Here is a 26,911-nt window from a genome sequence, read left to right as displayed (position 1 = left end):
GCTAAAAAAGAAAGTTATTGGAACCGAATTTAAAAATACATAGTGATATTATTTCGGGCCCAATGGAGGAAGATATGGCAATTCGTATTGAACAGAATTTGTTCTATGTAGAAAGTAAGGGACTGAGCCTGATCCTTGAAAATCGAGATGGCTACCTGATGCTTAAGCATCTGGGGCGTCCGATCCCGTCTTATCATTTTTCCAATACCGTGCATGAGAAGGATCATGCTTTCTCTGGAAATCCAACACCTGACAATCGAACCTTCAGCTTGGATACCCAGCGTCAGATCCTAGGACAGCACGGGCTTGGAGATTTCCGAAAGCCGTCTATTCAAATCCAGCACGGCGCCACAGAGGTGACGGATTTCCTCTATGTCGGAGCCAATATCTACTCTGGCAGTGTCGAGGCAACTGGTCTTCCCAATCCACATACAGTAGATAGTACTGAAACCTTGGCCTTGGTCTTTGAAGATGATCAAGCGGCCCTGCGTTTGACCCTCTATTACACAGCCTACGAGGATCGGGCAACCATCACCAGCTTTTCAAAAATTGAAAACTGTAGTGATGAAACCGTCGTGATCCACAAGGCTCTTAGTGTGTTGGCCGATGTCCCAGCAGGTGACTATGATGTCATCACCCTTCAAGGGGCCTATGCGAGAGAAAAAACAGTCCGCCGTCAACAAGTGGAACAAGGAATCTTCTCCATCAGCTCCAACCGTGGTGCTTCTGGACACGCCCAGACTCCTGCTCTTATCCTAGCAGATCATGAAGTGACCGAAGATGCCGGTTCAGCCCTTGCCTTCCAACTGCTCTACAGTGGGAATTTTGAAGGATTTATTCAAAAGAATCAAATCAATGAAATTCGGGTTGGATTGGGAATCAATCCAGAAAACTTCTCCTGGGAGTTGGCACCGAATCAGAGCTTTGATACGCCGGTAGCAATGATCAGCTACTCACATGAGGGATTGACCGGTATCAGTCAAGAGAGTCAAGCATTTGTCCAAGACCATATCATTCCTAGCCAGTTTGCCCATAAAGAACGTCCAATTCTTATCAACAACTGGGAAGCAACCTACTTTGATTTCAAGAAAGAAAAATTATTGGAGCTAGCAGACGAAGCTCAAAAAGTGGGGATCGAACTCTTTGTTCTGGATGATGGCTGGTTTGGCAATCGTTATGATGACAATCGGGCCCTTGGTGATTGGACTGTCAATGAAGAAAAATTAGGTGGAAGTCTAGCAGAATTGATCCAAGGCATCCATGACAAGGGACTTCAATTTGGCCTTTGGGTGGAGCCAGAAATGATTTCTGTAGATAGTGACCTCTATCGGGCTCATCCGGACTGGGCTATTCAAGTCCCAGGTTACGAACACACCTATTCACGGAATCAACTGGTACTCGATTTCTCAAATAGAGAAGTAGTGGACTATATCAAGCAGGTCTTGGATGACTTACTTGGAAAGCATGAGATCGACTATATCAAATGGGATATGAACCGCAATATCACCAAGCTTGGAAATGGGAAAACCTACCTGGAAACCAAGATGCAATCCCATGCTTATATCTTGGGTCTCTATGAAGTGGTTTCTTCCTTAACAGAGAAGTACGAGAACATCCTCTTTGAGTCTTGCTCCGGTGGTGGTGGTCGTAATGACCTGGGGATGATGCGTTACTTCCCGCAGGTCTGGGCAAGTGATAATACGGACGCCATGGCCAGACTTCCGATCCAGTATGGATCTAGTTATCTCTATCCAACTATTTCCATGGGCGCTCACGTATCAGCGGTGCCAAATCACCAGATGGGACGGATCACACCACTAGAAACGCGTGGACATGTAGCCATGATGGGAAATCTAGGCTATGAATTGGATTTGACTAGTCTTTCTCAAGAAGAGTTGGATCGGATCGCAGACCAAGTCGCTCATTACAAAACGATTCGACCACTTGTTCAATTCGGAAAACACTACCGCTTGATCAATCCAAGCCAAGGTAGCAATCAAGCAGCCGTCCAGTTCACTTATCAAGATCGCACGGTGGTAACTTATGTACGGGTCTTATCAACGGTTGAGGAGATCGAGCCGACCCTGAAACTCAAAGGATTGGAAGAAGATGCGCTCTATCGCTTAGAAGGGACGGACCAAGTCTATTCAGGAGCTGAGCTCATGTATGCCGGCTTAACCGTCGTTCTTCCTCAGGGAGATTTCCTCAGCAAACAATATGTTTTTGTCAAAAAATAAAAGGAGACAGCCAAATGAAATGGTATAAAAAAATCGGACTTCTTGCGACTACAGGCCTAGCCTTGTTTGGGCTCGGTGCTTGCTCCAACGATGGAAAATCTGCGGATGGTACAGTGACCATCGAGTATTTCAACCAGAAAAAAGAAATGACCAAAACCTTGGAAGAAATCGCGCGTGATTTTGAAAAGGAAAATCCAAAGGTCAAGGTCAAAGTTGTCAATGTACCAAACGCTGGTGAGGTGTTGAAGACACGTATCCTCGCAGGAGATGTGCCAGATGTGGTCAATATTTACCCACAGTCCATCGAATTGCAAGAATGGGCAAAAGCGGGTGTCTTCGAAGATTTAAGCAATAAAGACTATCTCAAACGCGTGAAAAACGGCTACGCTGAAAAATATGCCGTAAATGGAAAAGTCTACAACGTTCCTTTCACAGCCAATGCTTACGGAATCTACTACAACAAAGATAAATTCGAAGAATTGGGCTTGAAGGTTCCTGAAACTTGGGACGAATTTGAACAGTTAGTAAAAGACATCGTTGCCAAAGGACAAACCCCATTTGGGATTGCAGGAGCAGAAGCTTGGACCCTCAATGGTTACAATCAATTGGCCTTTGCGACAGCAGCAGGTGGAGGAAAAGAAGCCAACCAATACCTTCGTTATTCTAAGCCAAATTCCATTAAATTGTCTGATCCGATTATGAAAGATGACATCAAGGTGATGGATATCCTTCGCATTAAAGGTTCGAAGCAAAAGAACTGGGAAGGTGCAGGTTATACAGACGTTATCGGAGCCTTCGCGCGTGGGGATGTCCTCATGACACCAAATGGATCTTGGGCTATCACCGCGATCAATGAACAAAAACCGAATTTTAAGATTGGGACCTTCATGATTCCAGGGAAAGAAAAAGGACAAAGCTTAACCGTTGGTGCGGGAGACTTAGCATGGTCTATCTCTGCTACTACCAAACATCCAAAAGAAGCCAATGCCTTTGTGGAATACATGACCCGTCCAGAAGTCATGCAAAAGTACTATGATGTGGACGGATCTCCAACAGCGATCGAAGGGGTCAAACAAGCAGGAGAGGATTCACCGCTTGCTGGGATGACCAAATATGCCTTTACGGATCGTCACTTGGTGTGGTTGCAACAATACTGGACCAGTGAAGCAGACTTCCATACCTTGACGATGAACTATGTCTTGACAGGTGATAAACAAGGAATGGTCAATGATTTGAATGCCTTCTTTAACCCGATGAAAGCGGATGTGGATTAGGAGTAGAGAGACAATGAAAAAAGTATTACAAAAATATTGGGCATGGGCTTTTGTGGTCATTCCCCTCTTATTACAAGCAATTTTCTTCTATGTGCCAATGTTCCAAGGAGCCTTTTACAGTTTTACCAACTGGACAGGTTTGACCTATAACTACAAGTTTGTCGGCTTGAACAACTTTAAGCTCCTCTTTATGGATCCAAAATTCATGAATGCTATTGGCTTTACTGCAATCATCACGATTGCTATGGTAGTTGGTGAGATTGCCCTTGGGATCTTCATTGCGCGTGTCTTGAACTCTAAGATCAAAGGCCAAACCTTCTTTCGTGCTTGGTTCTTCTTCCCAGCAGTTTTGTCTGGTTTGACAGTGGCTCTGATTTTCAAACAAGTCTTCAACTACGGTCTTCCAGCAATTGGGAATGCCCTTCATATCGAGTTTCTTCAAACCAGTCTTTTAGGGACTAAGTGGGGAGCGATCTTCGCGGCTGTCTTTGTCCTTCTTTGGCAAGGAGTAGCTATGCCCATCATTATCTTCCTAGCTGGTCTGCAATCTATCCCATCTGAAATTACAGAAGCAGCAAGAATCGATGGTGCGACGAGCAAGCAAGTCTTCTGGAATGTTGAATTGCCTTACTTACTACCAAGTGTCTCTATGGTCTTTATCCTAGCCCTAAAAGGTGGGCTTACCGCCTTTGACCAAGTCTTTGCCATGACTGGTGGGGGTCCAAACAATGCCACAACCTCACTTGGACTCTTGGTTTATAACTATGCCTTTAAAAATAACCAATTCGGTTATGCCAATGCCATTGCCGTAATCTTGTTCTTCTTGATTGTAGTGATTTCGATCATCCAATTGAGAGTATCTAAGAAATTTGAAATTTAAGAGGAGAAGCACGATGAAACAAGATGAAAGAAAAGCCTTGATTGGCAAATACATTCTATTGATTCTAGGATCGGTTCTGATTTTAGTGCCACTCCTTGCCACCCTCTTTAGTTCCTTCAAACCAACCAAGGATATCGTAGACAATTTCTTTGGATTTCCAACCAACTTCACATGGGACAACTTCAGCCGTCTCTTGGCTGATGGGATCGGAGGCTATTATTGGAACTCTGTCGTCATCACTGTCTTGTCTTTACTTGCAGTAATGATCTTTATCCCCATGGCAGCCTACTCCATCGCACGTAATATGAGTAAGAGAAAAGCCTTTACCATCATGTACACCCTCTTGATTCTTGGGATTTTCGTACCTTTCCAAGTCATCATGATTCCGATTACGGTTATGATGAGTAAACTCGGTTTGGCTAACACCTTTGGTTTGATCTTGCTCTACTTGACCTATGCGATTCCACAGACCCTCTTTCTCTATGTGGGGTATATCAAAATCTCTATCCCAGAAAGTTTGGATGAAGCAGCAGAGATCGATGGGGCTAATAAATTCACAACCTATTTCCGCATCATCTTCCCAATGATGAAACCCATGCATGCGACAACCATGATCATCAATGCCCTTTGGTTCTGGAATGACTTCATGTTGCCACTCCTTGTCTTGAACCGGGATTCCAAAATGTGGACCCTGCCTTTGTTCCAATACAACTACGCAGGCCAATATTTCAACGACTACGGACCAAGCTTTGCTTCCTACGTTGTCGGCATTATCAGTATTACTATTGTCTATCTCTTCTTCCAACGCCATATCATCGCAGGAATGAGCAACGGCGCAGTGAAATAAGATACAAAGGGACGATTCAGCTTGCTGAAAATTTCTGTAGTACCCTAGGGCATCCACATCTGTAGACTACTGAAGTAGCAACGGCTGTGGAAAACCAGGGAATCTGAATAAGAAGCCTTGGCTTCTTTGAAGATTCATCTTTTTCACACAGAGCTTAGGGCGTGTTCAATTCCAGATACAAAGGGACGATTCAGCTTGCTGATTTCAATCGTATCCTATGAAGCAATTCTAAAATAGAAAAACTCATGAAAGCCAGGTCCTCAAAGACTTGGCTTTCAAAAAAGAAAGGGAACCATTATGCCAATTCAAAACAAAACAATGTTAATTACTTACTCAGATAGCTTAGGAAATAACCTGAAGGATCTCTATGAAAATCTGGAGAAGCACTTTGGGGATGCAGTAGGTGGGGTTCACCTCTTGCCATTTTTCCCATCAACTGGTGACCGTGGCTTTGCGCCTGTCGACTATGACCAAGTGGATCCAGCCTTTGGAGATTGGGAAGATGTCAAACGCTTGGGCGACAAGTACTATCTTATGTTTGACTTTATGATCAATCACATTTCTCGTCAGTCTAAATACTACAAGGACTACCAAGAAAAGCACGACCAAAGTGCCTACAAGGACCTCTTTCTCAACTGGGACAAGTTCTGGCCGGAGAATCGTCCTACTCAAGCAGATGTAGATTTGATTTATAAGCGCAAAGACCGAGCTCCCAAGCAAGAAATCACTTTTGCGGATGGGACGACCGAGCATCTCTGGAATACTTTCGGGGAAGAGCAGATTGACCTAGACGTGACCAAGGACGTGACCATGGACTTTATTCGCAAGACCATCGAACACCTGGCAAGTAATGGCTGTGACCTCATTCGTTTGGACGCCTTTGCCTATGCGGTCAAGAAATTGGATACCAATGATTTCTTTGTGGAACCAGACATTTGGGATTTGTTGGATAAGGTGCGCGATATGGCGGCAGGCTACGGTGCTGAGCTTCTTCCAGAGATTCATGAGCACTATTCCATCCAATTTAAGATTGCCGATCACGACTATTATGTCTATGACTTCGCGCTACCCATGGTAACCCTCTATACCCTCTATAGTTCAAAAGTGGATCGCCTTGCCAAGTGGTTGAAGATGAGTCCGATGAAGCAGTTCACGACGCTGGACACCCATGACGGGATTGGGGTGGTCGATGTCAAGGATATCTTGACTGATGAAGAGATTGACTATGCTTCAAATGAGCTTTATAAGGTTGGGGCAAATGTTAAACGCAAATATTCCACAGCAGAGTACAACAACTTGGATATCTACCAAATCAATTCGACCTACTATTCTGCGCTTGGAGATGACGATCGTAAGTACTTCCTAGCCCGTTTAATTCAAGCCTTTGCACCAGGTATTCCACAAGTTTATTATGTTGGATTCCTAGCTGGGAAGAATGATTTGGAACTCTTAGAAAACACCAAAGAAGGCCGCAATATCAACCGTCATTACTACAGCAACGAAGAAATTGCTCAAGAAGTAGAGCGTCCAGTCGTGAAATCCCTTCTCAAGCTCTTTAGCTTCCGGAATAACTCGCAAGCTTTTGACCTAGAAGGAAGCATTGAGGTGGAAACACCAGATGATCATACCATTGTCATCACGCGCCAAAATAAAGACCAGACTGTCACAGCAGTAGCCCGAATTGATCTTGCTGAGGGCACTTACCAAGTGACAGAAAACGGTCAAGAAATGGTGTTTTAAAACCTTTAAGAATCTCAATTGGGTAATCTCCCAATTGAGATTTTTTGGTAAAAATTTACTAAAATTAACTCGAAATAGCAAGAGTGGAATAGAAGTTATAATCGGAGGAAAACCCTTTGTTATAGCCTTTTCGGACACAAAATAAAAAATTAATAAAATTTTACTAAAAACACTTGAAGTTTTACTTGTGATCAGATATAATACAAGTATAAAAACGTTTACAAAACTAAAGGAGTTTCTCATGACGACAACAATCACATCTCAAGATTTACAAGCAAAATTCCAGGCTGTCTTTGGGGAAAAGGCTGACCACACTTTCTTTTCACCAGGACGGATTAATCTGATCGGTGAACACACGGACTATAATGGAGGCCATGTCTTCCCAGCAGCTATCACACTCGGCACTTACGGAGCTGCAAGAAAGCGTGAGGATAAGGTCTTGCGTTTCTTCTCAGGAAACTTTGAAGACAAGGGGATCATTGAAGTTCCTCTTGAAAACCTTCAGTTTGAAAAAGAGCACAACTGGACCAACTATCCAAAAGGCGTGCTCCATTTCTTGCAAGAAGCGGGTCATGTCATTGATAGCGGAATGGACGTCTATGTCTATGGCAATATTCCAAATGGATCTGGTCTTTCTTCTTCAGCTTCTCTTGAGCTCTTGATTGGCGTCATCGCTGAGAAACTATATGATCTTCACTTAGATCGTCTAGATCTGGTCAAGATCGGGAAACAAACCGAAAATCACTTCATCGGAGTCAACTCTGGGATCATGGACCAATTTGCCATCGGTATGGGAGCGGATCAACGGGCTATTTATCTCGATACCAATACCCTAGAATATGATCTGGTACCGCTGGACCTTAAAGACAATGTCGTGGTGATTATGAACACCAACAAACGCCGTGAATTGGCTGATTCCAAATACAATGAACGCCGTGCAGAATGTGAAACAGCCGTTTCTGAACTTCAAGAAAAACTAGATATCCAAACCTTAGGGGAATTGGATCTCTGGGCCTTTGATGCCTACAGCTACTTGATCAAGGATGAAAACCGCATTAAACGGGCTCGCCATGCAGTTCTTGAAAATCAACGGACCCTCCAAGCACGTAAGGCTCTTGAAGCAGGTGATTTGGAAGGCTTTGGTCGTCTCATGAATGCTTCTCACGTATCATTGGAGCATGACTACGAAGTGACTGGTCTAGAATTAGATACCTTGGTGCATACAGCCTGGGAACAAGAAGGCGTCTTGGGCGCTCGTATGACAGGAGCAGGCTTTGGTGGTTGCGCCATCGCCCTTGTAAACAAAGATAAAGTTGAAGCCTTTAAAGAAGCTGTTGGCAAACGCTATGAAGAAGTCGTTGGCTATGCGCCAAGCTTTTATATTGCAGAAGTTGCGGCAGGGACACGAGTTTTAGACTAGGTGATAATAATGGAAGCTGTAATATTTGATTTAGATGGCTTATTAGCCGATACTGAAATCATTTCTCTAAAAGTTTATCAAGAATTACTTAGAGATTTTGGAATTCCTTTCACAGAAGAAACTTATTCTAGAGACTACAGTGGACACAGAGAAGAGGAAAATGTTCAACGATTTTTGGATACCTATGATTTACCTTGGAACTTTGACCAAACCTTGGCTAAAGTTTATGAACTAGAAGGTCGAATCTTAGCCCAAGGTGTTCATTTAAAAAAAGGTGCTAAGAATTTACTTACTTTTTTGAAAACAGAGGGCATTCCAATCGCCCTAGCAACTTCAAGTGTTGAATCTCGAGCTAGAATGATCTTGGATAGCAATGGGGTTCTGTCCCTATTTGACCATTTAGTTTTTGCAAAAGATGTCAAACGAAGTAAACCTTACCCAGATATATTTTTAAAGGCTTGTAGTGATTTGAATGCTTTACCAGAGAATTGCTTAGTACTAGAGGATAGTGAGGCAGGGATTGAAGCAGCCTATCGGGCTGGAATCCCAGTCATATGTGTTCCAGATTTAAAAGTACCAGCACAGTCTTTCTTAACTAAAGCAGAACAAGTTTTCCAGGATTTGGATGCTGTCAGAGACTATTTAAAACGTAAGAAGGAGAATCAATGAATCAGGGAATTTTAGACGCATTTGTCACAGCCGTCATTGCGGCGAGTGACTACGAAGAGATGGATCGGATTTATCTAAAAAATCGCGTCATGAGTCGCGTTGGAGAAGAAGGGCTAGATGCCCCAGCCAAAAAAGAAGACTTGATTGCACTCAAAGATCAGTTGGTGGAGATTGCGGTTGCGAATAGCAAGATCCAGGACAGTATGGCCGCCAAGGACAGCTTGGGTGCGGAGTTGATGGATTGGATTACCCCTAGCCCTAGTCAGGTCAACCATCGCTTTTGGGAGACCTACCGTCAGTCCAAGGAAGACGCGATTGCTGATTTCTATGACCTCTCTAAGCGCAATGATTACATCAAGGTCAAAGCCATTGCGCAAAACATTGCCTTTGAGGCTGAAACTCCCTACGGTTCTCTTGAAATCACCATCAATCTGTCAAAACCTGAAAAAGATCCTAAAGACATTGCAGCGGCCAAGCTTGCCAAAGCCAGTCATTATCCAGCCTGCCAATTGTGCTTTGAAAATGAAGGCTATCAAGGTCGCCTAGACCATCCAGCCCGGGCCAATCATCGGATTATCCGTTTTGACATGGACGGTCATGACTGGGGCTTTCAGTATTCCCCTTATGCCTACTTCAATGAACACTGCATTTTCCTCGATAGCCAGCATGTGCCCATGGCCATTAGTCGCAAGACCTTTGAGCGACTCTTGACCATTGTCGAGACTTTTCCAGGCTATTTTGCAGGGTCTAATGCAGATCTGCCCATTGTAGGGGGATCTATCCTGACTCATGACCATTACCAAGGCGGACGGCACACCTTCCCTATGGAGCTAGCTCCTGTTGAGGAAAGCTTTAGCGTTGAGGGATTTGAGGCTGTATCGGTAGGAATTGTCAACTGGCCCATGTCGGTTCTCCGCTTGCAATCGGACGACAAGGCGCAATTGATTGCCCTGGCAGACCATATCCTAACAGCCTGGCGAGGCTACTCGGATCCAGCTGTGCAAGTCTTAGCCACATCTGACGGTCAACCCCATCATACCATTACCCCCATTGCACGAATCCGCGATGGGCATTATGAACTGGACTTGGTGCTCCGTGACAACCAAACCTCACCAGAGCATCCAGATGGTATTTATCACCCACATGCGGATGTGCAACACATCAAAAAAGAAAACATCGGCCTGATCGAAGTCATGGGCTTGGCGATATTGCCACCTCGACTCAAGAAAGAGCTCAAGCAAGTCCAAGATTATCTACTTGGACGAGAAAGCAGTGTGGCTAGTTACCACCAGGACTGGGTTACTGACTTGAAAGCCACTCACCCATTCCTCACAGACGAAGCAGAAGCGGAAGCTATTGTTCGTGAATCAGTCGGCCAGATCTTTGCGCGCGTGCTCGAAGATGCCGGTGTCTACAAGCGAACAGCAGAAGGCCAAGCAGCCTTTAGACGCTTTGTCGCGACACTTTAAGTGTGGAGAAGAGGCAGAAATTTGGTACAATAAGAGAGAAGACAAAGAAGCGAAAGGAAAACAAATGGCAATACTCGTACTCGGAGGAGCTGGCTATATCGGTTCCCACATGGTGGACCGCTTGGTCAATGAAGGACAGGAAAAAGTCGTCGTGGTCGATAGCCTGGTCACAGGCCACCGTGCAGCGGTGCATCCAGATGCCGTCTTTTACCAAGGAGACCTGGCGGATCAAGACTTTATGCGCACTGTTTTTAAGGAACATGCAGATATCGATGCGGTCATCCACTTTGCTGCCTACTCACTGGTCGCTGAATCCATGGCCGATCCATTGAAATATTTTGATAACAATACAGCAGGCATGGTCAAGCTCTTGGAAGTCATGCATGAATGTGGAGTGCACTACATCGTCTTTTCTTCAACTGCTGCCACCTACGGCATTCCAGAAGAAATTCCGATTCTTGAAACCACTCCACAAAAACCAATCAATCCTTATGGCGAAAGCAAGCTCATGATGGAAACCATTATGCGCTGGGCCGATCAAGCCTACGGGATCAAGTACGTGCCCCTTCGTTACTTTAATGTTGCGGGTGCTAAGCCAGATGGATCCATCGGAGAAGACCATGGACCAGAGACCCATCTCTTGCCGATCGTCTTACAAGTAGCCCAAGGCAAACGCGAGAAGATCTCTATTTTTGGAGATGACTACCAGACACCAGATGGGACCAATGTTCGGGACTACGTCCATCCATTTGACTTGGCAGATGCCCATCTTTTAGCAGTGGAGTATCTGCGTAATGGCAACCCTTCTACCGCCTTTAATCTGGGCTCATCGACAGGATTCTCTAATCTTCAAATCGTTGATGCGGCCCGCAAGGTGACGGGTCATCCGATTCCACTGGAGCTGGCCGATCGCAGACCAGGAGATCCAGATACCCTGATCGCATCCTCTGAGAAGGCGCGTGCCATCCTCGGCTGGCAACCCAAATTTGACAATATCGAAACCATCATCCAAACAGCCTGGGCTTGGCATTCCAGCCACCCAGATGGCTACAATGATCGATAAGGAGGGACTGCGGACATCATTTTTGAGACTTTTCTAATAACATTTAAAACAACAGTTGATCTTGCTAAATGACTCGTTTCAGACGTCAGTCATTTTCTTAACCATCATAAAAAGTGAGGTATTCAAAATGAATAAAACCACAAAAATGTTAGCCGTCTTCTTGACAGCGGGTCTTCTTTTAGCTGGTTGCGCCCAAAAAGAGAGTACAAAATCTACTAGTCCATCGTCTACTAAGGCGACCAGTAAAGCTACAACCAAATCATCCGCTAAAGAGAAGACAAAAGAGTCATCAACTGATGAAAGCAAAAAAGAAGATGCACTAGCAGGTGCTCAAAAAACTGTTCTTGAAACGAGTGATGAAGCAGGTAAGTCCACTGTAACCTTGTATTACAAGGGAGATACCTTGTTGTTACAAGAAAAAGTTGATGATTACGACGTCTCAAAAGTGCCTGGTGAGAACCCTCTTGAAACCATGAAAGAAGCCGTCGCCAAGAGCCAAGAAAAATTCAAAGATCTGATGGGCCATGGATTTGAACTAACATCAGAATACAAAGACGGAATCTTTTATATCCGCAATACCATTGATTACACAAAAATCGATTTTAATAAATTAAAAGAAATCGTCCCAGGCTTTAATCCCCTAGATGACAAAACAGTCAGTTATTCAGTAACGAAAGACAGTCTTATCAAGGGCGGAATGGTCGAAAAATAAACCAAATGGAGAGTAGCTCAGTTTGCTGCTCTCTTTTTGTTTTAGAATGAATTCATGGGTATATTCTGGTAGAATAGGATTTAAGGAAAAGTGAGTTTAAAGAAATTTAACTTAACTGTTGTATGAAAAAATAGCAGTAGTTAATGAGGTTTTTCTAATGATGAACAGTAGTATGAAAGAAACTTTTTTAGAAGCCATCGATCATTTGTTGTCTATCATTGACAAATATAATATTAAAAATATTGGTCCACAAGTGGATGAGCTACATATTTTGAAAGAATATGCAAATACTAATAAGGGAATGAGTTTAAGAGATAAATTGACAATATATCAAGCACTTTTCCCACCGCAAGGGGGATTAACTGACATTTACTATTGGAATAATGATGTTGAAATAAGAAAAGTAACGAATGAGACTATTACCGAATTAAAATTGGTTATTGCTAATTATTTATTGGAAAGGTAACCTTTGCTGATATTAACGAATTATGTAAAGCCATTAAAATTAAAACTCGATTGATGAATTAGAAAAAGGTAGATTTTTACTTAGTTTGTAATAGGAATAATAAAATGCTAATAAAATTAAAAAACAAAATTGAATCCGAAGTTGCAAAAATTGGAAATTTAAAATTAGATGAATTTGGAATTTATTTTTCAAAACAACCTCCCTACTTTCCAGAGGGAATTTCTGTAATAGAGGATGGAAATGGAAGATATAATCTGGCTTTTACTGAACGAGGGGAAATAAGATCCGAGATTTCTAAATTAGATGATAATGAGGTAACTTATCAAATTTTAAAGATAATCATTAAAAATATTTCCTCACATACCATTGATAAAAAGGATGTAGACTTAATTGAAAAATTGATCAGAAATAATGAATTTGAAAAAGTTAGTCAATTAGTTGAGAAAGTCCAAGTGAATAGATTTAGATATGAAATGGAATTATTTGAAAAGATCAGTCCATTATATACTTCATGGTACAAAAGAGAGCATGAATAATTCGTATAATTCCCATTGCTGAGAAGCAGTGGATTGAATCTGAAGGAGAACTTCCAAATGATTATGTATCACCACTTAAGTAAGGAATGTATAAATGAAACCAACAAAACTTGAATGGGAAGATGTTACCCAATTTGAGGAAATTGAAGGATATGGAAAATCCATTTGGAAAAATGAGGACAAATATTATTTAGTTTTAGAAGAAGGCACCGTGGCTTCTTGGTTAGTGGTCTATGAACTCCCACAAGAATTATTTGCTCTATTAGAGAGTGGAGAGAGAACGTTCCAAGAAGTTTCCTGGAAAGTTCAAAATGACTGTTGGCCACCGACGGAAGAAGAAAAGAAAGCTAGTGAGAAACGATTCATAGAAGAGAGTCCCACATCATTAATTGATATACCTGAAACTAGAGAATTATTTACTCAGGAAGAGCTTAAAAGATTAATTCCGATTGCTGAGCAAATGTGGATTGACTGGAGAGGGAAACTTCCAGATGATTATGTATCACCGCTTAAATAAGGAAGGTATAAAATGAAACCAACAAGACTACAATGAGAAGAAGTTAGTAAGTTTGAGGAAATAAAAGGTTATGGACAACATATTTGGCGACATCATGAGAAATATTTTTTTGTTACTGATGAAGGAGGAATAGCTGAACAGAGGATAGTCTATGAATTACCATTAGAACTATTTCAATCACCCTACCAAGTTTTTCTGAGTTACTTGAAAAGTCTAACTTAATTTGACAATTTAGGCAATAAAGAAATCCTAGACAAGCTTTTGAGCTATTCAGAAGACTTGAAATACCACTATAATCTCTATCAGCTCTTGCTTTTTCACCTTCAGAATAAGGAACCAGAGAAATTTTTTGGACTCATTGAAGACAATATAAAGAAGGTTCATTCTCTTTTTCAGACTGTCTTTAAAACATTTCTAAAGGACAAAGGGAAAATCATCAATGACCTTCAGTTATCCTATTCCAACGCAAAATTGGAAGCGACTAATAATCTCATCAAACTTATCAAACGCAATGCCTTTGGTTTTCGGAACTTTGAAAACTTCAAGAAGCGAATTTTCATCGCTCTGAATATCAAAAAAGAAAGGACGAAATTTGTCCTTTCTCGAGCTTAGCTTTTCTTCAACCCACTAAAGTTGACAAAAAGCCGTAGATTTTAGGTATTTACCTTGTCTACTTAAGAGGTATCATATCATCGAGATAAAGGTGATTTGTTTGTTCCTAAGAATGAGGTTTTAGGTTTGACTTGTGGCAACTTCTGGAAAAAGCTTGTCTAGAATTTTTGGAGTGATAGCTTGTCCAGAACCTTCAGCACAATAGGTGTGAATATACATAGCGGGATTGAAGTTGAGCTCGATACAAGTGAAATGAGGTTTTTCCTTGCTAGCAGGCTGAGTTTTATCTGGAATGATGAGGTCAACCCCGCAAGCCCAGGCCCCCATGCTAGTTGCCATAGCTGCTGCCAATTCTTGGTAAGAGGAATCTATTGTCTCAGTGACATCAATAGAGTCACCACCCGTAGAAATGTTGGAGTTACGGCGGAGATTGACCTTTTTCCCTTCTGGGAGAATATCATCAGGTGCATAACCTTGCTGAGTCAACATCAATTGTTCGATGTCTCCTAGCTTAATGATTTCCAGAGGTGAGCGGTGGTCACGGCCTCGCAATGGATTGGCATTTTTCTGAGCGACTAATTCACGAATGGTGTGTTTGCCATCACCGACAACATTAGCAGCGACACGAAGGAGGACAGACTCACAACGCCCGTCCAGAATGAAGAAACGGTATTCGGTTCCTGGGATAAATTCTTCAACAAGAACAGCTGTATCTTCTTCAAAGGCAATCTCGAGAGCTTTCTTATAGTTATCAAGGCTGGCAGGCTTTTGGAAAATGGAAATGCCCAGCCCGAAGTTGGTTGATTTTGGTTTAACCACAATTTGCTTGCCCTTGATAAGAGGATAGTAGGCTAGACCTTGTTCTAGACTGGTAAATTCGTCGCCGGCAGGGACAGGGAAGCCAGCATCAGCCAGGATTTTTTTGGTCACGGTTTTATTAGCCATGGCAAGAGGAACTACATAGTTGTCTTTTGAGGTCATGTTACCATTTTTGACGTACTCAACATGATCTTTATGCCAGAGTTTAAGGAATTGATCCTGCTCATCTAGGATTTCAAAATGAAGCCCTTTTTGAATGGCATCAAAGAGCAGCATCTGGGTAGAAAGTTCCATCTCCTCATAACCCTTAAGGGCATAGTGGGCAGTCCAGTCGTAATCATGATAGGCAAGCGCCTTGTCAAGGGCAAAGTCAGAAAGGGACTTGTCTTTGATATGAGGAAGAAGTTGAGCAGCTAGTGTCTGACTGGAATCTGCAAAGGCATCTTTAACTTGTTTGACCAGCCCTTGATGATAGTCACCAAGCCCAAAATGTTGCACCAGTTGGTCTAGAGCTGTCGTAATGTTCTGAGTTTCAGCTTCAGAAGGTAGAGGTTCTAAAGGATGAGAGAGGGCAATTTTTTCATTCAGCGCGTGACCTTGAGCCAGAGCCTGATCAACATTTTCAGGGGCATCCAGCCAGAGGAAGGCTAGAAGGAGTAGGTGTACGGTATCCATGGTAGTTTGGCTAATACCGATACGCTCAAAGGGGTTGAGGTCGAAGTTACGGAATTCTAGGTAGGTGATTCCCTTGTCAAGGAAGGAGCGATTAACCTTTTGTCCACGGAAACGAACAGCCGAGTAAAATTCCTTTTCCGCAATCAAATCACCTTGTTCGATATAGTTTTCGATGGCAGAGACATAGTCTTCTAGGCTTGCAAAAGATACTTGTATTTCTTCCTTATTGACATAACCATGGTCGCTGTTTCGGAAGGAACGCACGAGTTCTGGCACTTCTTGGTCGAAGAAGCCTTGCTCAGCAATAGGTGCAGCCCCAAAAAGATAGGTAATCACCCAACGGTAGCGCAAGTAGTTTTGAGCCAGCTTAAGATAGAGGGCGTTTTTGAAAGCAATTATATCAATCTGGTCACTTTCTTGGAATAGGGCTTCAACCAAATCTTTCCCTAGTTCCATATTATAGTGGATACCTGAGATAGCTTGTAGTTTAGTTCCGTATTTTTCGGCCAGGTAGTTACGATAATGGCGTTCAAATTCATTTTCCAGTTGGGCAACTTGGATTTCTTGGGCGTTGATACGAGGAGGCATGGACAAGGGCCAGAGAAGTTCATCTTTACTGATGGAACGTCCAGCTACATCGGTAATGGCTCCAAGAAATCGACGAGCCTCAGTGGTAGATTTAGCAACTGGTGTGATGAGTTCCATCTGAAACTCACAAAAATCTGTTTGAATATAAGGGTGGAAACTTCGAGCTCCTAGGCAGGAAGGGTGAGGCGTATGTGCTAATTTTCCCTGTCTATCGACACGAAGACTTTCGCGTTCAATTCCAAAGTTAGCTTGAAGGATAGGGCTAGTAGGCTCCAGCTTTTGAAGCAGTTGATTTATAGTCATAGAGTCACCTTTTCATCTAATGTTAGTGATAGTCTATTATAAATAGGAGAAGAAAACAACTTTCCGCTACGGTTAAGGGAAATTTCCGAATGTTTCAGATAAGAATTCTTAAAACCAGTTGTTTTTTAGCTATATTATATGGAAAAATTGTAAAATACCCACTGATTTTTATGTAAAATGTTATTTCTCTTGGAATTTAAATCAAATTAGCCTATACTAATGACGTATATATGAGAACGAAAGAATCCCTAGGGTCGGCACTGCACCCATAAAATGAGACACAAGAAAACACTCCTGTTGAAATCTGGTAAACTAGAAACAGGAGTGTTTTGTTATGGTCAAAAAAGCATATTCGGTAGAAACTAAGTTAGCCTGTATCGAAATGAAGAAGGCAGGCAAATCAAATAAAGTTATCATGGATACCCTCAGTATCAAAAATGCTAGTCAGGCCAAGAACTGGTTGCGATGGTATCAGAATGATGAATTGTACCGTTTCCACCAACCCGTGGGGAAACAATATACTTATGGTAATGGGATGAAACAGTTATCTGAAGTGGAACAGTTACGTTTGCAGGTAGAATTACTAAAAAAGTATCAGAGCTTGATAAGAGAATCGACAAAGTAAGTCTTATCAAGCTAGTAGAAGAGTATAAGAAAACGTGCGCTGTATCTATTATTTTAGAATGTTTCGGCGTCAAACGCTCCACCTTTATCGCTGGAAACAGGAGTGTAAGAATTCTCAGAAAAGAGGCGAAATAGCAGATAAAATTGAACAACTCTATATGAGAAATCACTTTATTTATGGCTATCGAACCATCACTCGCTTGCTCAAGAAAGTGTATAATCTTGTCGTTAATCGAAAGAAGGTCTATCGTATTATGAAGGAAAAGGGTTGCCTTTGCCGTGTCCGTCCTAAGAAGGGACCTAAATTAGGGAAGGCTTACCATGTAACAGACAATAAACTGGATCGTGATTTTCAGGCAGACAAGCCTATGGAGAAGCTTGTCATAGACATCACTTACCTCTACTTTGGAAACTGTAGACTTTATCTATCTTCGATTATGGATCTCTATAATCGCGAAATTGTAGCTTATACCATCTCCGATTGCCAAGATACTAACTTTGTACTCGATACACTTCATCAACTTGAGCTACCTCAAGGGGTACTTTTACACAGCGATCAGGGATCTGTCTACACCTCAAAAGCCTACTATCAGCCTTGTACAGAAAAAGGCATCACCCGCTCCATGTCCCGAAAAGGAACACCAGCAGATAATGCCTGTATCGAATGGTTTCACTCTGTTTTCAAGTCTGAAACCTTCTCTCTCCATAAGTGAAGAAACATAACTGGAGATAGTATAACAGATATTGTCAAAAATTACATCATATTTTATAATGAAACTAGAATTCAACAAAAATTGAATGACTAGTCCCCTGTAGAGTACAGAGAATTGGTCGTAGAAAGGGTCCAGCAACCGAAGGGCGCTACCCTTCAAATTTTCCTCCCAAAATGTGTCCAAAATATTGACAGAATTCCAACACGGAAGATTTGGCACAGAATGGATTAATTGGTTTTACGACTTTCTTTATCATCTTTAACCTTGCTTTGCTTGTCTTGGCGGGCTGGGCAGGGTATAAGTGGAAGATAAGATGAAAAAAATGGAGAAAACTCTAATGATTCTTCTCCATTTTTTTATCTAATTGGTAATGTTGAAAATCGGAAGTGAAATGATACTTTCAAAGAATTCATTTTGGACACTAGCAAATGAAATAGAGCCCTGATGCAAATCAACAATTTGTTTTGAAATTTTTAGCCCAATTCCAGTCGTTCTAATTTTAGAAATATCAATGCTTTTAAAAGATAATTCATTAAGTTCAGCAATTTTTTCTGGTGAAGCTCCCTGTCCATTATCTTTGATTTCGACAATTACATTTGTATCTTTTTTGAATAAGTGGATTCTTATTGTGCAACCCTTTTCGTTATGTAAAACAGAGTTGTAGATGATATTATGGATAACTCTTGTGATTAAAAACTGCTCAATCATGATAGATTGATTAACAAGTGAATTATCGTAATCAAATTCAAATTCAAAATCATTCCAGATTTCTTGATTTAAAATATGGATGAGAATGTCTTTGAAGAAGGGGATAATTTTTGTTTCAGTCTGATTTAATTGAAGATGACCGGATGAAAGGCGAGCTACTATATTTAGATCATTTAAAATATTTTGGATGTAATAGGATTCCGTCAATATTGGGGGAATATGTTTTTTAGACTGTGTATCTAGTTCAGAATCATTTAACAAGGACGCGTTAGAAATGATGACAGAAAGAGGTGTTTTGATATCGTGTGCAATACCTGAAATCCATTGCTCTTTAAAGACTTCATTCTCTTTGAGTAGAGTATCGGTTTGATTAATTGCAGTTGTAAGATATTCTAGTTCTGATATAGAATTTATTGGATTTTTCAGACCATCCGGGAGATTCTGAATAGCAGTTACAAGAGGCGCAATTTTACGATTGATATGCGTCACACAATAGTAGTAAAGAAAAGCGAAATAGAGGCAGTTGAAAAGCAATACTCCAAATGCTACTAGCGGAATCAGGCGAATACTATCTATATCTAAGTAATTATAAGTATAACGAGCAATTTTATCTTTTGGAAAACCAACAACAATGATGTAGTCACCTTTTATCTGACTAAAAACAGGATAATCTGAAAGATAATAGCGAGAAAACTGTAAAATGTCCCCATAGTCAAATTGCGAAGGAACTTCTGTAGGTTTATACTGTTCGAACACTTGTTTTCCAGTCTGCTTATCCAATATCATGAGCCATAACTTTTGTTCTTTTAGACTAGAAACATCATTTTTAGGTATGTGGACGTTATCTTTTGTGATGGTAATGTGTTCAGAAATTATTTTCACAGTCTCAGTAGCAGTTTGCTTTTCCCTAATGTAGAAAACAAAACTGGCAATTAGAATAATATTGGTAATAAAGATAATGATGGAAAAAAAGATAAATCTTTTTAGTGAATACCTTAAAATTTTGGTTTGGTTCATAATCATGATAACAATTTATATCCCAGCCCTTTAGCTGTCTTTAAATATTGAGGCTTTGAAGGATTTTCTTCTATTTTTTCTCGAATTTTCCGAATATGTACAGTCAAAGAGTTTTCATAACCAAAGCTATCCACTCCCCAAATCGTATCACAGAGAGATTCGGTTGAAACGATGTAATTTTTATTATCGTAAAGTTTTTTCAAAATCTGAATTTCAATTGGGGTAATAGAAATTTCTGCTCCATTTTTTTGTACTGTTGCATTCCGAAAACTCACCAAAGTCTGTCCAATCTGTATTGCTTCCTGTTCTAATTTATAGCTTCTCCGGAGCAGAGCCATAATGCGATAGATAAGATTTTTTGGAATGAAGGGTTTCATGACATAATCATCACCACCAGCATTGAAACCAGCTACCTCATCTTCAGGATTATTTTTGGCAGTCAGAAAGAGGATAGGTGTATCGCCTTTTTTTCGGATATGTTTTGCTAATGTGTAGCCATCACCATCGGGGAGCATAATGTCCAAAAGGAAAAGGTCGAACTGATCTTTTTCAATCATGTCCAAACTAGATTCTATATCATAGGCTGATGTTAGATTGGAAAATCCGTGGGCAGTGAGAATATCTCTTATGGAAGAGTTTAAAATTTTATCGTCATCAATGATAAGGATGTGCTTATTCAGGAGCTGTTGTTCGAAATTCATAATCTTACCTCGCTTATCTATATTATACCATTTAAAAGAGTGAAAAAAGTAAGACACTTTAATCTTAATGTAAAATTAAGGTTAGCTTAGTTTAAAATTAATCTAGCATGTCTATAATAAAGACATAACCTAGATAGAGATACTTCTCAAATAAATTTTAATCAGTGAGGTATTTCCAAATGGCTAAACAACAAATGAATCTCGTTGAGGAGGAAGTTCATAATGATTAGTAATGTTTTACAGATAAAAAACTTACAAAAGGTATTTAAGGACACTCAGGTAGTTAACCTTAGTTCCTTATCAGTTCAACAAGGTGAGATTTATGGTTTTCTAGGTCCAAATGGAGCTGGGAAAACAACAACCATGAAGATGATTTTGTCTTTGATTTCTCGTACAGCTGGGGAGATTGAAGTGTTCGGTCAATCTATAGGTACGGACAAGCAGTATCTTAATCAGATTGGCTCTATGATTGAAGAACCGTCTTATTATCCTAATTTGACAGGCTATGAAAATCTCTTGGTCTTTCAAAAAATCCTTGGATTTGATAAGAAAAATATTCAGGAAACCTTGAAAATTGTAGGGTTAGATCAACCTAAAAACAAGAAAAAATTGGTTAAAGATTATTCTCTGGGTATGAAACAGCGTTTGGCTTTAGCCTTTGCCTTAGTCAAGAAACCGCGTTTGTTGATACTGGATGAGCCAACAAACGGGCTAGACCCAGCAGGGATTCATGAAATTCGGGAACTGATTATCAAGTTGGCAAAAGAACAGGGCATTACTGTCTTCATCTCTACCCATATCCTTTCTGAAGTTGAGCATATCGCTGACCGTGTGGGGATTATCAATCATGGTCAACTGGTTTACGAGGGAGAAATTCGTAAAATTCAGTCCAATAAATGGCTGGAAGTGCGTGGGGATTTTAGAGATCGACGTGAAGTCATTAGCCAAGTGTTATTTGGTTATCCGTGCAAGATGTTAGAGATACAAGAGGATAAACTCAAGCTGACTAACCTTGCCGATCAGCAGATTTCTAGTTTGTTACGAGATTTAATAGTCGAGAAAGTTCCAATTTATGAAGTGAAGCAAGAACAAGAAACCTTGGAATCTATCTTCCTTAACTTAACCAAGGAGTGAGTCTTATGTTGAATAATTTGTCTATTGAATTGCTCAAGGCAAAACGAACCAAATCCTTCCTCATTAGCATACTAGTTATGGGAGTCGGATTTGCTTGGGCAATTGTAGCCGCTACACGTTACCTAAGTAATCCAGCCATGCACCAGATTAACCTAATTTTCTATATGATAAAAGAAGTAAATGGCTTGATTCTCCCTATCGTGGTCGCTCTCTTTGTATCCCGGATTGTCAAGAACGAGAAGGAGGGCAACACTTTCAAACTGCTTTTGGCAAATGGTGAAAATCTACGGCATATCTTTCTGAGTAAGCTAGCCCTGACTATGTTCGTTTTGACCTTTCTCGCTATTTTGGAGGGAGTAGTAGTCCAGTTGATTGCAAACTTTTCTGGTCTAGAAATGCCTGTTAGCCTAATCCTCTGGCAAATCGTCATTTTCTTGCTAGCATCTTTTGTCTTAACCTGTCTGTTTTTGACTTTGCAGTTTTTACTGAAAAAGCAGGCATTGATAATGGCATTAGGGATTTTCGGAGGATTTCTTGGAGTTGGATTTGGTCATGCAACAGCTTTTCTACAGCTGATTTTCCCATTTGGTGGTATAGCATATCTGTCTCTGGTGGATTACCAGAAAGTCGCCAGTCAAGTGAGTTATGTTTTTGCGACAAATCTAGGATTTAAACTCTTTACATATTTGCCAATAGCCCTAATCTATCTCTTCTTATCTCTCTATCTAGTTGAAAAGAAAGGAGGCAAGCTATGATGTCTTATCTATCAGTAGAATGGCGGAAAACCCAAAAATTTTCCATGTTGATGATTGGTATTTTCTTCTTAGCTTTTTGTAGCCTGATTGGTCTTGGGATTTACTTAGGTGCAGCTTATTCTATGGTTGCAGAAAGTGAAAAAGTGCCTGTTTTATGGGGACAATTGACCTTCTATTATAGCCAGCTTTTCTTTCCGATTTTAGTCAGCATTTATGTAGCCATGATGTTAGGAAAAGAGTTTGATAGGAAAAATATTGAATTTCTCAGAGCTAATAATGTCAGTCTTGGGAAATTATTGTTGGCAAAAGAAATAGTAATTATCTTGTTTATTGCTGTTTTACAGTTGTTCTTGTTTGGTATTTTTTATGTCAGTGCTCACCTAATTCATTTAGAAATTTCTAATTTGTTCACCTACCTTAAGTGGGATTTATTGGGGATTTTTGGAACAATTAGTATGATGGCAGTACAGTTTTTTGTGACAGCTAAAACTCGTGTTTTTAGTAAATCTGTGGGAATTGGTTCTATTGGTACTTTCGTAGGATTCATGATGATTTTTGTATCTGATAAATTATCTTTAATCTATCCCTACTCCCAAGCTATGGTGGCAATGCGGTCACGGAATTTGATAGACTTTAATTTAGTGGAAATATTGCTGTTTATCATTGTAAATATTCTTCTGTGGGGGATTTTTCATACATTGAGTAATAAAGAATTGCATAAGTAATGCGAAGACTCTTCGGAGTCTTTTTCTTGTGATAAAAGCTCCAAGCTTTATCTGGTATGCTTGACCTACTTTTTAATTGGGCACTATAAAAATTTTTCTCGAAAATAAGAAACTTGCACGATTTACTCATTACTTAGCCAATACTAGAGTTTATACTAGTTACTGTAATGATGATCATCTAAAAGAAGGAAGGAGGCAACCTTATGTCTAAAAATACAAGTCGTCCAGAGATTGATTCTCTAAGTTTCGAGGTTGAAAACCAAGAACTTTCCGGGAAATCAGGAGCTAGTGGTGCATAGCTTTTAAAATGACACTAGCAGGTCGCTGTGGATTGTGTTTCACCTGTTCCTATGAGTATACGAGAAATAATGTTTGTTGTTAGATAAAACAAAAGGAAAATTCTTGAGTTTTATTACAAAGCATTGACAACACTTTGATTTGGTGTTATATTTACGAGGAGAAATACAAATGAAACAAGACCATTTTGAGATTGATTCTTTGGATTATGAAATTAATAGCCAAGAGTTAAATATTAAATATACTGCTGGGTGACGTACGACTGTTAGATTAACAGTACAAGGTCGCTGTGGTTGGTGGTTTACATATTCTTATGAATGTACTTCGCCAAACGTGCGCTGTGGATAAAACTACCTCTATTTTTTGATAGGAGGATAAAATGGAAGGAATTATTGGAACACTAGAATTCTATGCACCTGTACTGGTCTTAGGAGTTATTGTCATAGGGATTGTTTACTTTATGAAAAAAAGAAACGATCGCAAATAATCAACATCGACCGATACCTGAAAAAGGTATCGGTTTTTTATAACTTGAATATACTGCACAAAATACTCATGGAAAACCTTGAAAGAAACCGTATAATGAGAGAGTAATAAAGAAACGGAGGAATGAAATGATGAAACAGCTTATTGTGACAGGATTAACGAAAACATTTGGTCAAGGGGATAATATCGTTCATGCTTTATTAGATGTGAACTTGTCCGTTGAAAAAGGTGAATTTCTGGCAATTATGGGTGCCAGTGGTAGTGGAAAAACAACACTCCTCAACTGTATTTCAACGATTGATAAACCAACATCAGGTGAGATTCGATTTGAAGATTTTGACATCATCCATGCCAAGGAAAATGAACTAGCTGACTATCGTGCTAAAAACATTTCCTATATTTTCCAAGCCTACAACTTGGTGGAAACCTTGACGGTCTATGAAAATATCATTCTACCTCTTCAAATTCAGGGGAAAAATATCAAAAAACATCAGTATAAGATTGAGGAAATTTTGGATAAGTTGGCCATTCAAAACTTAAAAGATAAGTTTCCTAATCAGTTATCAGGTGGCCAGCGACAACGTGTGGCAACTGCTAGAGCCTTGATTGATGATTCTAAACTGATTATCGCAGATGAGCCGACAGGAGCCTTGGACTCTGCCAATTCTGAAAAACTGATGGCACTTTTGCAGGAAATCAATAAAAGTTTTGGTATTACCATTTTACTGGTTACGCATGACCCTGCCGCAGCCAAGTACTCTTCACGGATGGTGCTACTTAGCGATGGAAAGATTATGGATGATTTGGAACGTAACAGCTTATCTAATGAACAGTATTTGCAAGAGATTTACAGCTGTACCAGATAGGAGGAAGAGAGTATGTATCCAAAATTAATTTTACGAAATGTATTTCGAAATTTACAGACTTACACCATCTACTTTTTCAGTCTAACCTTGATTTATAGCTTGCTCTATGCTTTTAATGCTTTACCAAGCCATCCAGTGATGCAAAGTTTATCAGGGGCAAAGGAAATGTTGACGACGGTGATGAGTCAGTACATGGGCTTGCTTTCCTATCTGATTCTATCGGCGATTGCCTTTCTCGTCGTTTATTCCACAAACTTTGTCCTGGGACGTCGTAAGAAAGAGCTGGGACTTTATGCAACGCTGGGAATGAAGAAGAAGCAGATTATCCGTACCCTGTTCTTTGAAACCATGCTGGTCAATATCTTTTCCTTGATTCTAGGTTTCTTGCTTGGCTTGATTTTACTGGTCATTCTATCTAAGGTTGCATCTGAGTTTTTTATGGCCAATTACTTTGGTAGTCTGTTTTTTTTTGATAGCAAGTCTGTCATCTTACTAGTTTATTCCTATTTGGTAACCAGTTTTATTGTTGGTGTCATGGACATTCTTACCTTTAGAAAGCAAAATATCATTGCACTCATTCAAGAAAATGGGGTCAAGAAATCTGTCTTGGCAAAAGGCAAGCCAGTTCTTCAAGCACTTCTCTTTATTCTTTCGACAGCTGTTATCGGTTTTGGTGCTCTCTATTTTTCAGACTATCACCATCTATCATTCTTGAAAAGCTGGGGTATCTTGCTGGTATCTGTCTTCGTGATTTTTGTGATTTTATTTTACAATACCTTGAGCCATTTTATCTTGGTTTCCCTTAGAAAACTGCCTCAAACCTACTATAACAAACTAAACAGTTTTAAAATTCGTCAATTTTCAAAACAAGCTGATAGTAATTCGGTAACGTTGGCTGTCTTATCCTTGACCTTGACACTGGCTCTCAGCTTACTAGTTTTTAGTGGTAGTGCCTATACGACTATGAACCGAGAGCTGAACAAATACTCACCTTATGATGTAACTGTCAATCTTTATCGTGGTCAAGAGTTCCAGTTTTCTCAGGAATCTGTCAAAGACAGATTGAAAGCAGATGGATTTGACTTTAACCTTATCAAAGAGGAGTACAGCTATCCTATCTATTCTAGTGATTTAACCTATAAAGATTTGATTGATACTAGCAATCTCTGGGCGCATGATAAGGAACTTCCTGAATCAAAAGTACCGATTTTAGGAATTTCTGCCTACAATCATCTCCGCAAACTGCAAGGGGAAAAAGCGGTTGACTTGGCAGATAACCAATTTCTGGTCAATGCAAACTATAAAGGAACTGCCAAGCAGATCCAGGACTTTCTATCAACGACCAAAACCCTCATGATTAACGGTCATTCTCTCAACCTTGCCTCTTCGAATCCACTTGAAACAGTTTACTTTTTATCGTCAGTGGGTACAAATGATACAGGAACCTTAATTGTACCAGATAAGGTAGTAGTTGGATTGACGGAAGACCACACGACCTATGTTGCCAATTTCAAAGAAAATATCGACAAACGGAAAGTAGAAACATTCTTAAGTCAGTGGATAGAAAAATACTACTTCATTCGTGATGGAGCAGAGTTGAATCCGTTCACCTATCAAACCAAAGGAAGAATTTTTGAGATTTATCTTGGATTTATGGGCGTCATTGTCTTTGTCATGATTTTTGTCAGTGTTATTTTTATCATTATTTCCCTCAGTATCTTGTCCCTTCAAACTTCTACAAGTGCTTTGGATAGTGTCAATGATTATCAAATCTTATATCTTCTTGGGAATAAGAGGAAGCAAAATCGCTCTATTCTTTTGCAACAGATTCTAAGTTATTTCTTGGTTCCGCTGGTCATCGCAGGTCCGCTAGCATTTGCCTTGAGTACCGCTCTTTTGGGCTATTTTGAGAATTTCGCTAATACCAGTATTTCTATTGATATCACCTATCTGGGAGTAGCGGTTTTACTCTTTGTCCTTTACTTGCTAGTGACTTACAGAGTAAGTTGGCAAATTATTGAAAATTAAGTCAAATACCAGAGTTGCCTATCCTGCAAT

22 protein-coding genes and 3 pseudogenes are annotated in these 26,911 nt (G+C 40.3%); 22 read left to right on the top strand and 3 right to left on the bottom strand.

What is annotated here, in order from left to right; all coding sequences use genetic code 11:
- Positions 1-74: 74 nt before the first annotated feature.
- The 14 genes and pseudogenes from LPB220_RS07015 to LPB220_RS06945 form a co-directional block, all read left to right on the top strand.
- Positions 75-2,237 carry an alpha-galactosidase gene (locus LPB220_RS07015; RefSeq protein ID WP_191904597.1) on the top strand — a complete coding sequence of 721 codons (2,163 nt, stop codon included), beginning with the start codon at positions 75-77 and terminating at the stop codon, positions 2,235-2,237.
- A gap of 14 nt (positions 2,238-2,251) precedes the next feature.
- A complete protein-coding gene (locus LPB220_RS07010) occupies positions 2,252-3,511 on the top strand; it encodes an extracellular solute-binding protein (protein WP_150906301.1) in 1,260 nt (419 codons plus the stop codon).
- Between the two features lie 13 nt (positions 3,512-3,524).
- Complete coding sequence (locus LPB220_RS07005) at positions 3,525-4,391, top strand: carbohydrate ABC transporter permease (protein ID WP_021153464.1); 867 nt, start codon at positions 3,525-3,527, stop codon at positions 4,389-4,391.
- A 13-nt stretch (positions 4,392-4,404) separates the two neighbouring features.
- Positions 4,405-5,238, top strand: coding sequence for a carbohydrate ABC transporter permease (locus LPB220_RS07000; RefSeq protein ID WP_021153463.1), 834 nt, complete (start codon positions 4,405-4,407; stop codon positions 5,236-5,238).
- 297 nt (positions 5,239-5,535) lie between these two features.
- Positions 5,536-6,978, top strand: a complete 1,443-nt coding sequence (gene gtfA / locus LPB220_RS06995; RefSeq protein ID WP_150906300.1) for a sucrose phosphorylase — start codon at positions 5,536-5,538, stop codon at positions 6,976-6,978.
- Between the two features lie 241 nt (positions 6,979-7,219).
- Positions 7,220-8,398 carry a galactokinase gene (locus LPB220_RS06990; RefSeq protein ID WP_412180390.1) on the top strand — a complete coding sequence of 393 codons (1,179 nt, stop codon included), beginning with the start codon at positions 7,220-7,222 and terminating at the stop codon, positions 8,396-8,398.
- Between the two features lie 9 nt (positions 8,399-8,407).
- Positions 8,408-9,067: an HAD family hydrolase gene (locus tag LPB220_RS06985; protein ID WP_003019011.1), complete on the top strand. Its 660-nt coding sequence runs from the start codon at positions 8,408-8,410 to the stop codon at positions 9,065-9,067.
- Positions 9,064-10,536 (top strand): UDP-glucose--hexose-1-phosphate uridylyltransferase, encoded by a 1,473-nt coding sequence (galT, locus tag LPB220_RS06980; protein ID WP_150906299.1) that lies wholly within the window; start codon positions 9,064-9,066, stop codon positions 10,534-10,536. The genes LPB220_RS06985 and galT overlap by 4 nt, the downstream gene beginning before the upstream one ends.
- 64 nt (positions 10,537-10,600) lie before the next feature.
- Positions 10,601-11,599, top strand: coding sequence for a UDP-glucose 4-epimerase GalE (galE, locus tag LPB220_RS06975; protein WP_150906298.1), 999 nt, complete (start codon positions 10,601-10,603; stop codon positions 11,597-11,599).
- 127 nt (positions 11,600-11,726) lie between these two features.
- A complete protein-coding gene (locus LPB220_RS06970) occupies positions 11,727-12,311 on the top strand; it encodes a DUF1307 domain-containing protein (RefSeq protein WP_150906297.1) in 585 nt (194 codons plus the stop codon).
- Between the two features lie 157 nt (positions 12,312-12,468).
- Positions 12,469-12,777, top strand: a complete 309-nt coding sequence (locus tag LPB220_RS06965) for an ABC transporter (RefSeq protein ID WP_150906296.1) — start codon at positions 12,469-12,471, stop codon at positions 12,775-12,777.
- A gap of 104 nt (positions 12,778-12,881) precedes the next feature.
- A complete protein-coding gene (locus LPB220_RS06960; RefSeq protein ID WP_150906295.1) occupies positions 12,882-13,313 on the top strand; it encodes a hypothetical protein in 432 nt (143 codons plus the stop codon).
- Positions 13,314-13,407: 94 nt separating this feature from the next.
- The gene (locus LPB220_RS06955; protein ID WP_150906294.1) at positions 13,408-13,830 is read left to right on the top strand and encodes a hypothetical protein; all 423 of its coding nucleotides are present in this window, start codon (positions 13,408-13,410) and stop codon (positions 13,828-13,830) included.
- Between the two features lie 228 nt (positions 13,831-14,058).
- Positions 14,059-14,442 (top strand): annotated as a pseudogene (locus LPB220_RS06945) (ISL3 family transposase); the annotation flags it as partial.
- 120 nt (positions 14,443-14,562) lie between these two features.
- On the opposite strand, the gene gshAB reads toward LPB220_RS06945, so the two are convergent.
- A complete protein-coding gene (gene gshAB / locus LPB220_RS06940) occupies positions 14,563-16,827 on the bottom strand; it encodes a bifunctional glutamate--cysteine ligase GshA/glutathione synthetase GshB (protein WP_150906293.1) in 2,265 nt (754 codons plus the stop codon).
- A 334-nt stretch (positions 16,828-17,161) separates the two neighbouring features.
- Between gshAB and LPB220_RS06935 the strand changes: the two are divergent.
- Both LPB220_RS06935 and LPB220_RS10970 read left to right on the top strand, forming a co-directional pair.
- A pseudogene (locus tag LPB220_RS06935) lies at positions 17,162-18,257 on the top strand (IS3 family transposase).
- A 119-nt stretch (positions 18,258-18,376) separates the two neighbouring features.
- Positions 18,377-18,481 (top strand): hypothetical protein, encoded by a 105-nt coding sequence (locus tag LPB220_RS10970; RefSeq protein ID WP_225305902.1) that lies wholly within the window; start codon positions 18,377-18,379, stop codon positions 18,479-18,481.
- 43 nt (positions 18,482-18,524) lie between these two features.
- Here the strand turns inward: LPB220_RS10970 and LPB220_RS06930 are convergent, their stop codons facing one another.
- Together LPB220_RS06930 and LPB220_RS06925 are read right to left on the bottom strand one after the other, a co-directional pair.
- The gene (locus LPB220_RS06930; RefSeq protein ID WP_150906292.1) at positions 18,525-19,895 is read right to left on the bottom strand and encodes a sensor histidine kinase; all 1,371 of its coding nucleotides are present in this window, start codon (positions 19,893-19,895) and stop codon (positions 18,525-18,527) included.
- On the bottom strand, positions 19,892-20,590 hold the full coding sequence (locus LPB220_RS06925; RefSeq protein ID WP_150906291.1) for a response regulator transcription factor: 699 nt from the start codon (positions 20,588-20,590) through the stop codon (positions 19,892-19,894). Before LPB220_RS06925 ends, LPB220_RS06930 begins: the two co-directional genes overlap by 4 nt.
- A gap of 222 nt (positions 20,591-20,812) precedes the next feature.
- Between LPB220_RS06925 and LPB220_RS06920 the strand changes: the two genes are divergently transcribed.
- The 6 genes and pseudogenes from LPB220_RS06920 to LPB220_RS06890 all read left to right on the top strand — a co-directional run bounded on the left by LPB220_RS06920 (position 20,813) and on the right by LPB220_RS06890 (position 26,881).
- The gene (locus tag LPB220_RS06920; RefSeq protein WP_150906290.1) at positions 20,813-21,724 is read left to right on the top strand and encodes an ABC transporter ATP-binding protein; all 912 of its coding nucleotides are present in this window, start codon (positions 20,813-20,815) and stop codon (positions 21,722-21,724) included.
- A gap of 5 nt (positions 21,725-21,729) precedes the next feature.
- Entirely contained in the window at positions 21,730-22,479 is a 750-nt protein-coding gene (locus tag LPB220_RS06915) for an ABC transporter permease (RefSeq protein WP_150906289.1), read from the top strand.
- Positions 22,476-23,204 carry an ABC transporter permease gene (locus LPB220_RS06910; RefSeq protein WP_006149384.1) on the top strand — a complete coding sequence of 243 codons (729 nt, stop codon included), beginning with the start codon at positions 22,476-22,478 and terminating at the stop codon, positions 23,202-23,204. Before LPB220_RS06915 ends, LPB220_RS06910 begins: the two co-directional genes overlap by 4 nt.
- A 567-nt stretch (positions 23,205-23,771) precedes the next feature.
- Positions 23,772-23,849 (top strand): annotated as a pseudogene (locus tag LPB220_RS10940) (salivaricin M family lantibiotic); the annotation flags it as partial.
- Positions 23,850-24,118: 269 nt separating this feature from the next.
- The gene (locus tag LPB220_RS06895; RefSeq protein ID WP_150906821.1) at positions 24,119-24,853 is read left to right on the top strand and encodes an ABC transporter ATP-binding protein; all 735 of its coding nucleotides are present in this window, start codon (positions 24,119-24,121) and stop codon (positions 24,851-24,853) included.
- Between the two features lie 12 nt (positions 24,854-24,865).
- Positions 24,866-26,881, top strand: coding sequence for an FtsX-like permease family protein (locus tag LPB220_RS06890; protein ID WP_070594965.1), 2,016 nt, complete (start codon positions 24,866-24,868; stop codon positions 26,879-26,881).
- Positions 26,882-26,911: the final 30 nt, after the last annotated feature.

The organism is Streptococcus sp. LPB0220 (genome assembly GCF_008727815.1).
In the GTDB taxonomy this organism is placed as follows: domain Bacteria; phylum Bacillota; class Bacilli; order Lactobacillales; family Streptococcaceae; genus Streptococcus.
The sequence above is the reverse complement of the archived record's forward strand: the minus strand, read 5'-3'. Positions and strand labels throughout refer to the sequence as shown.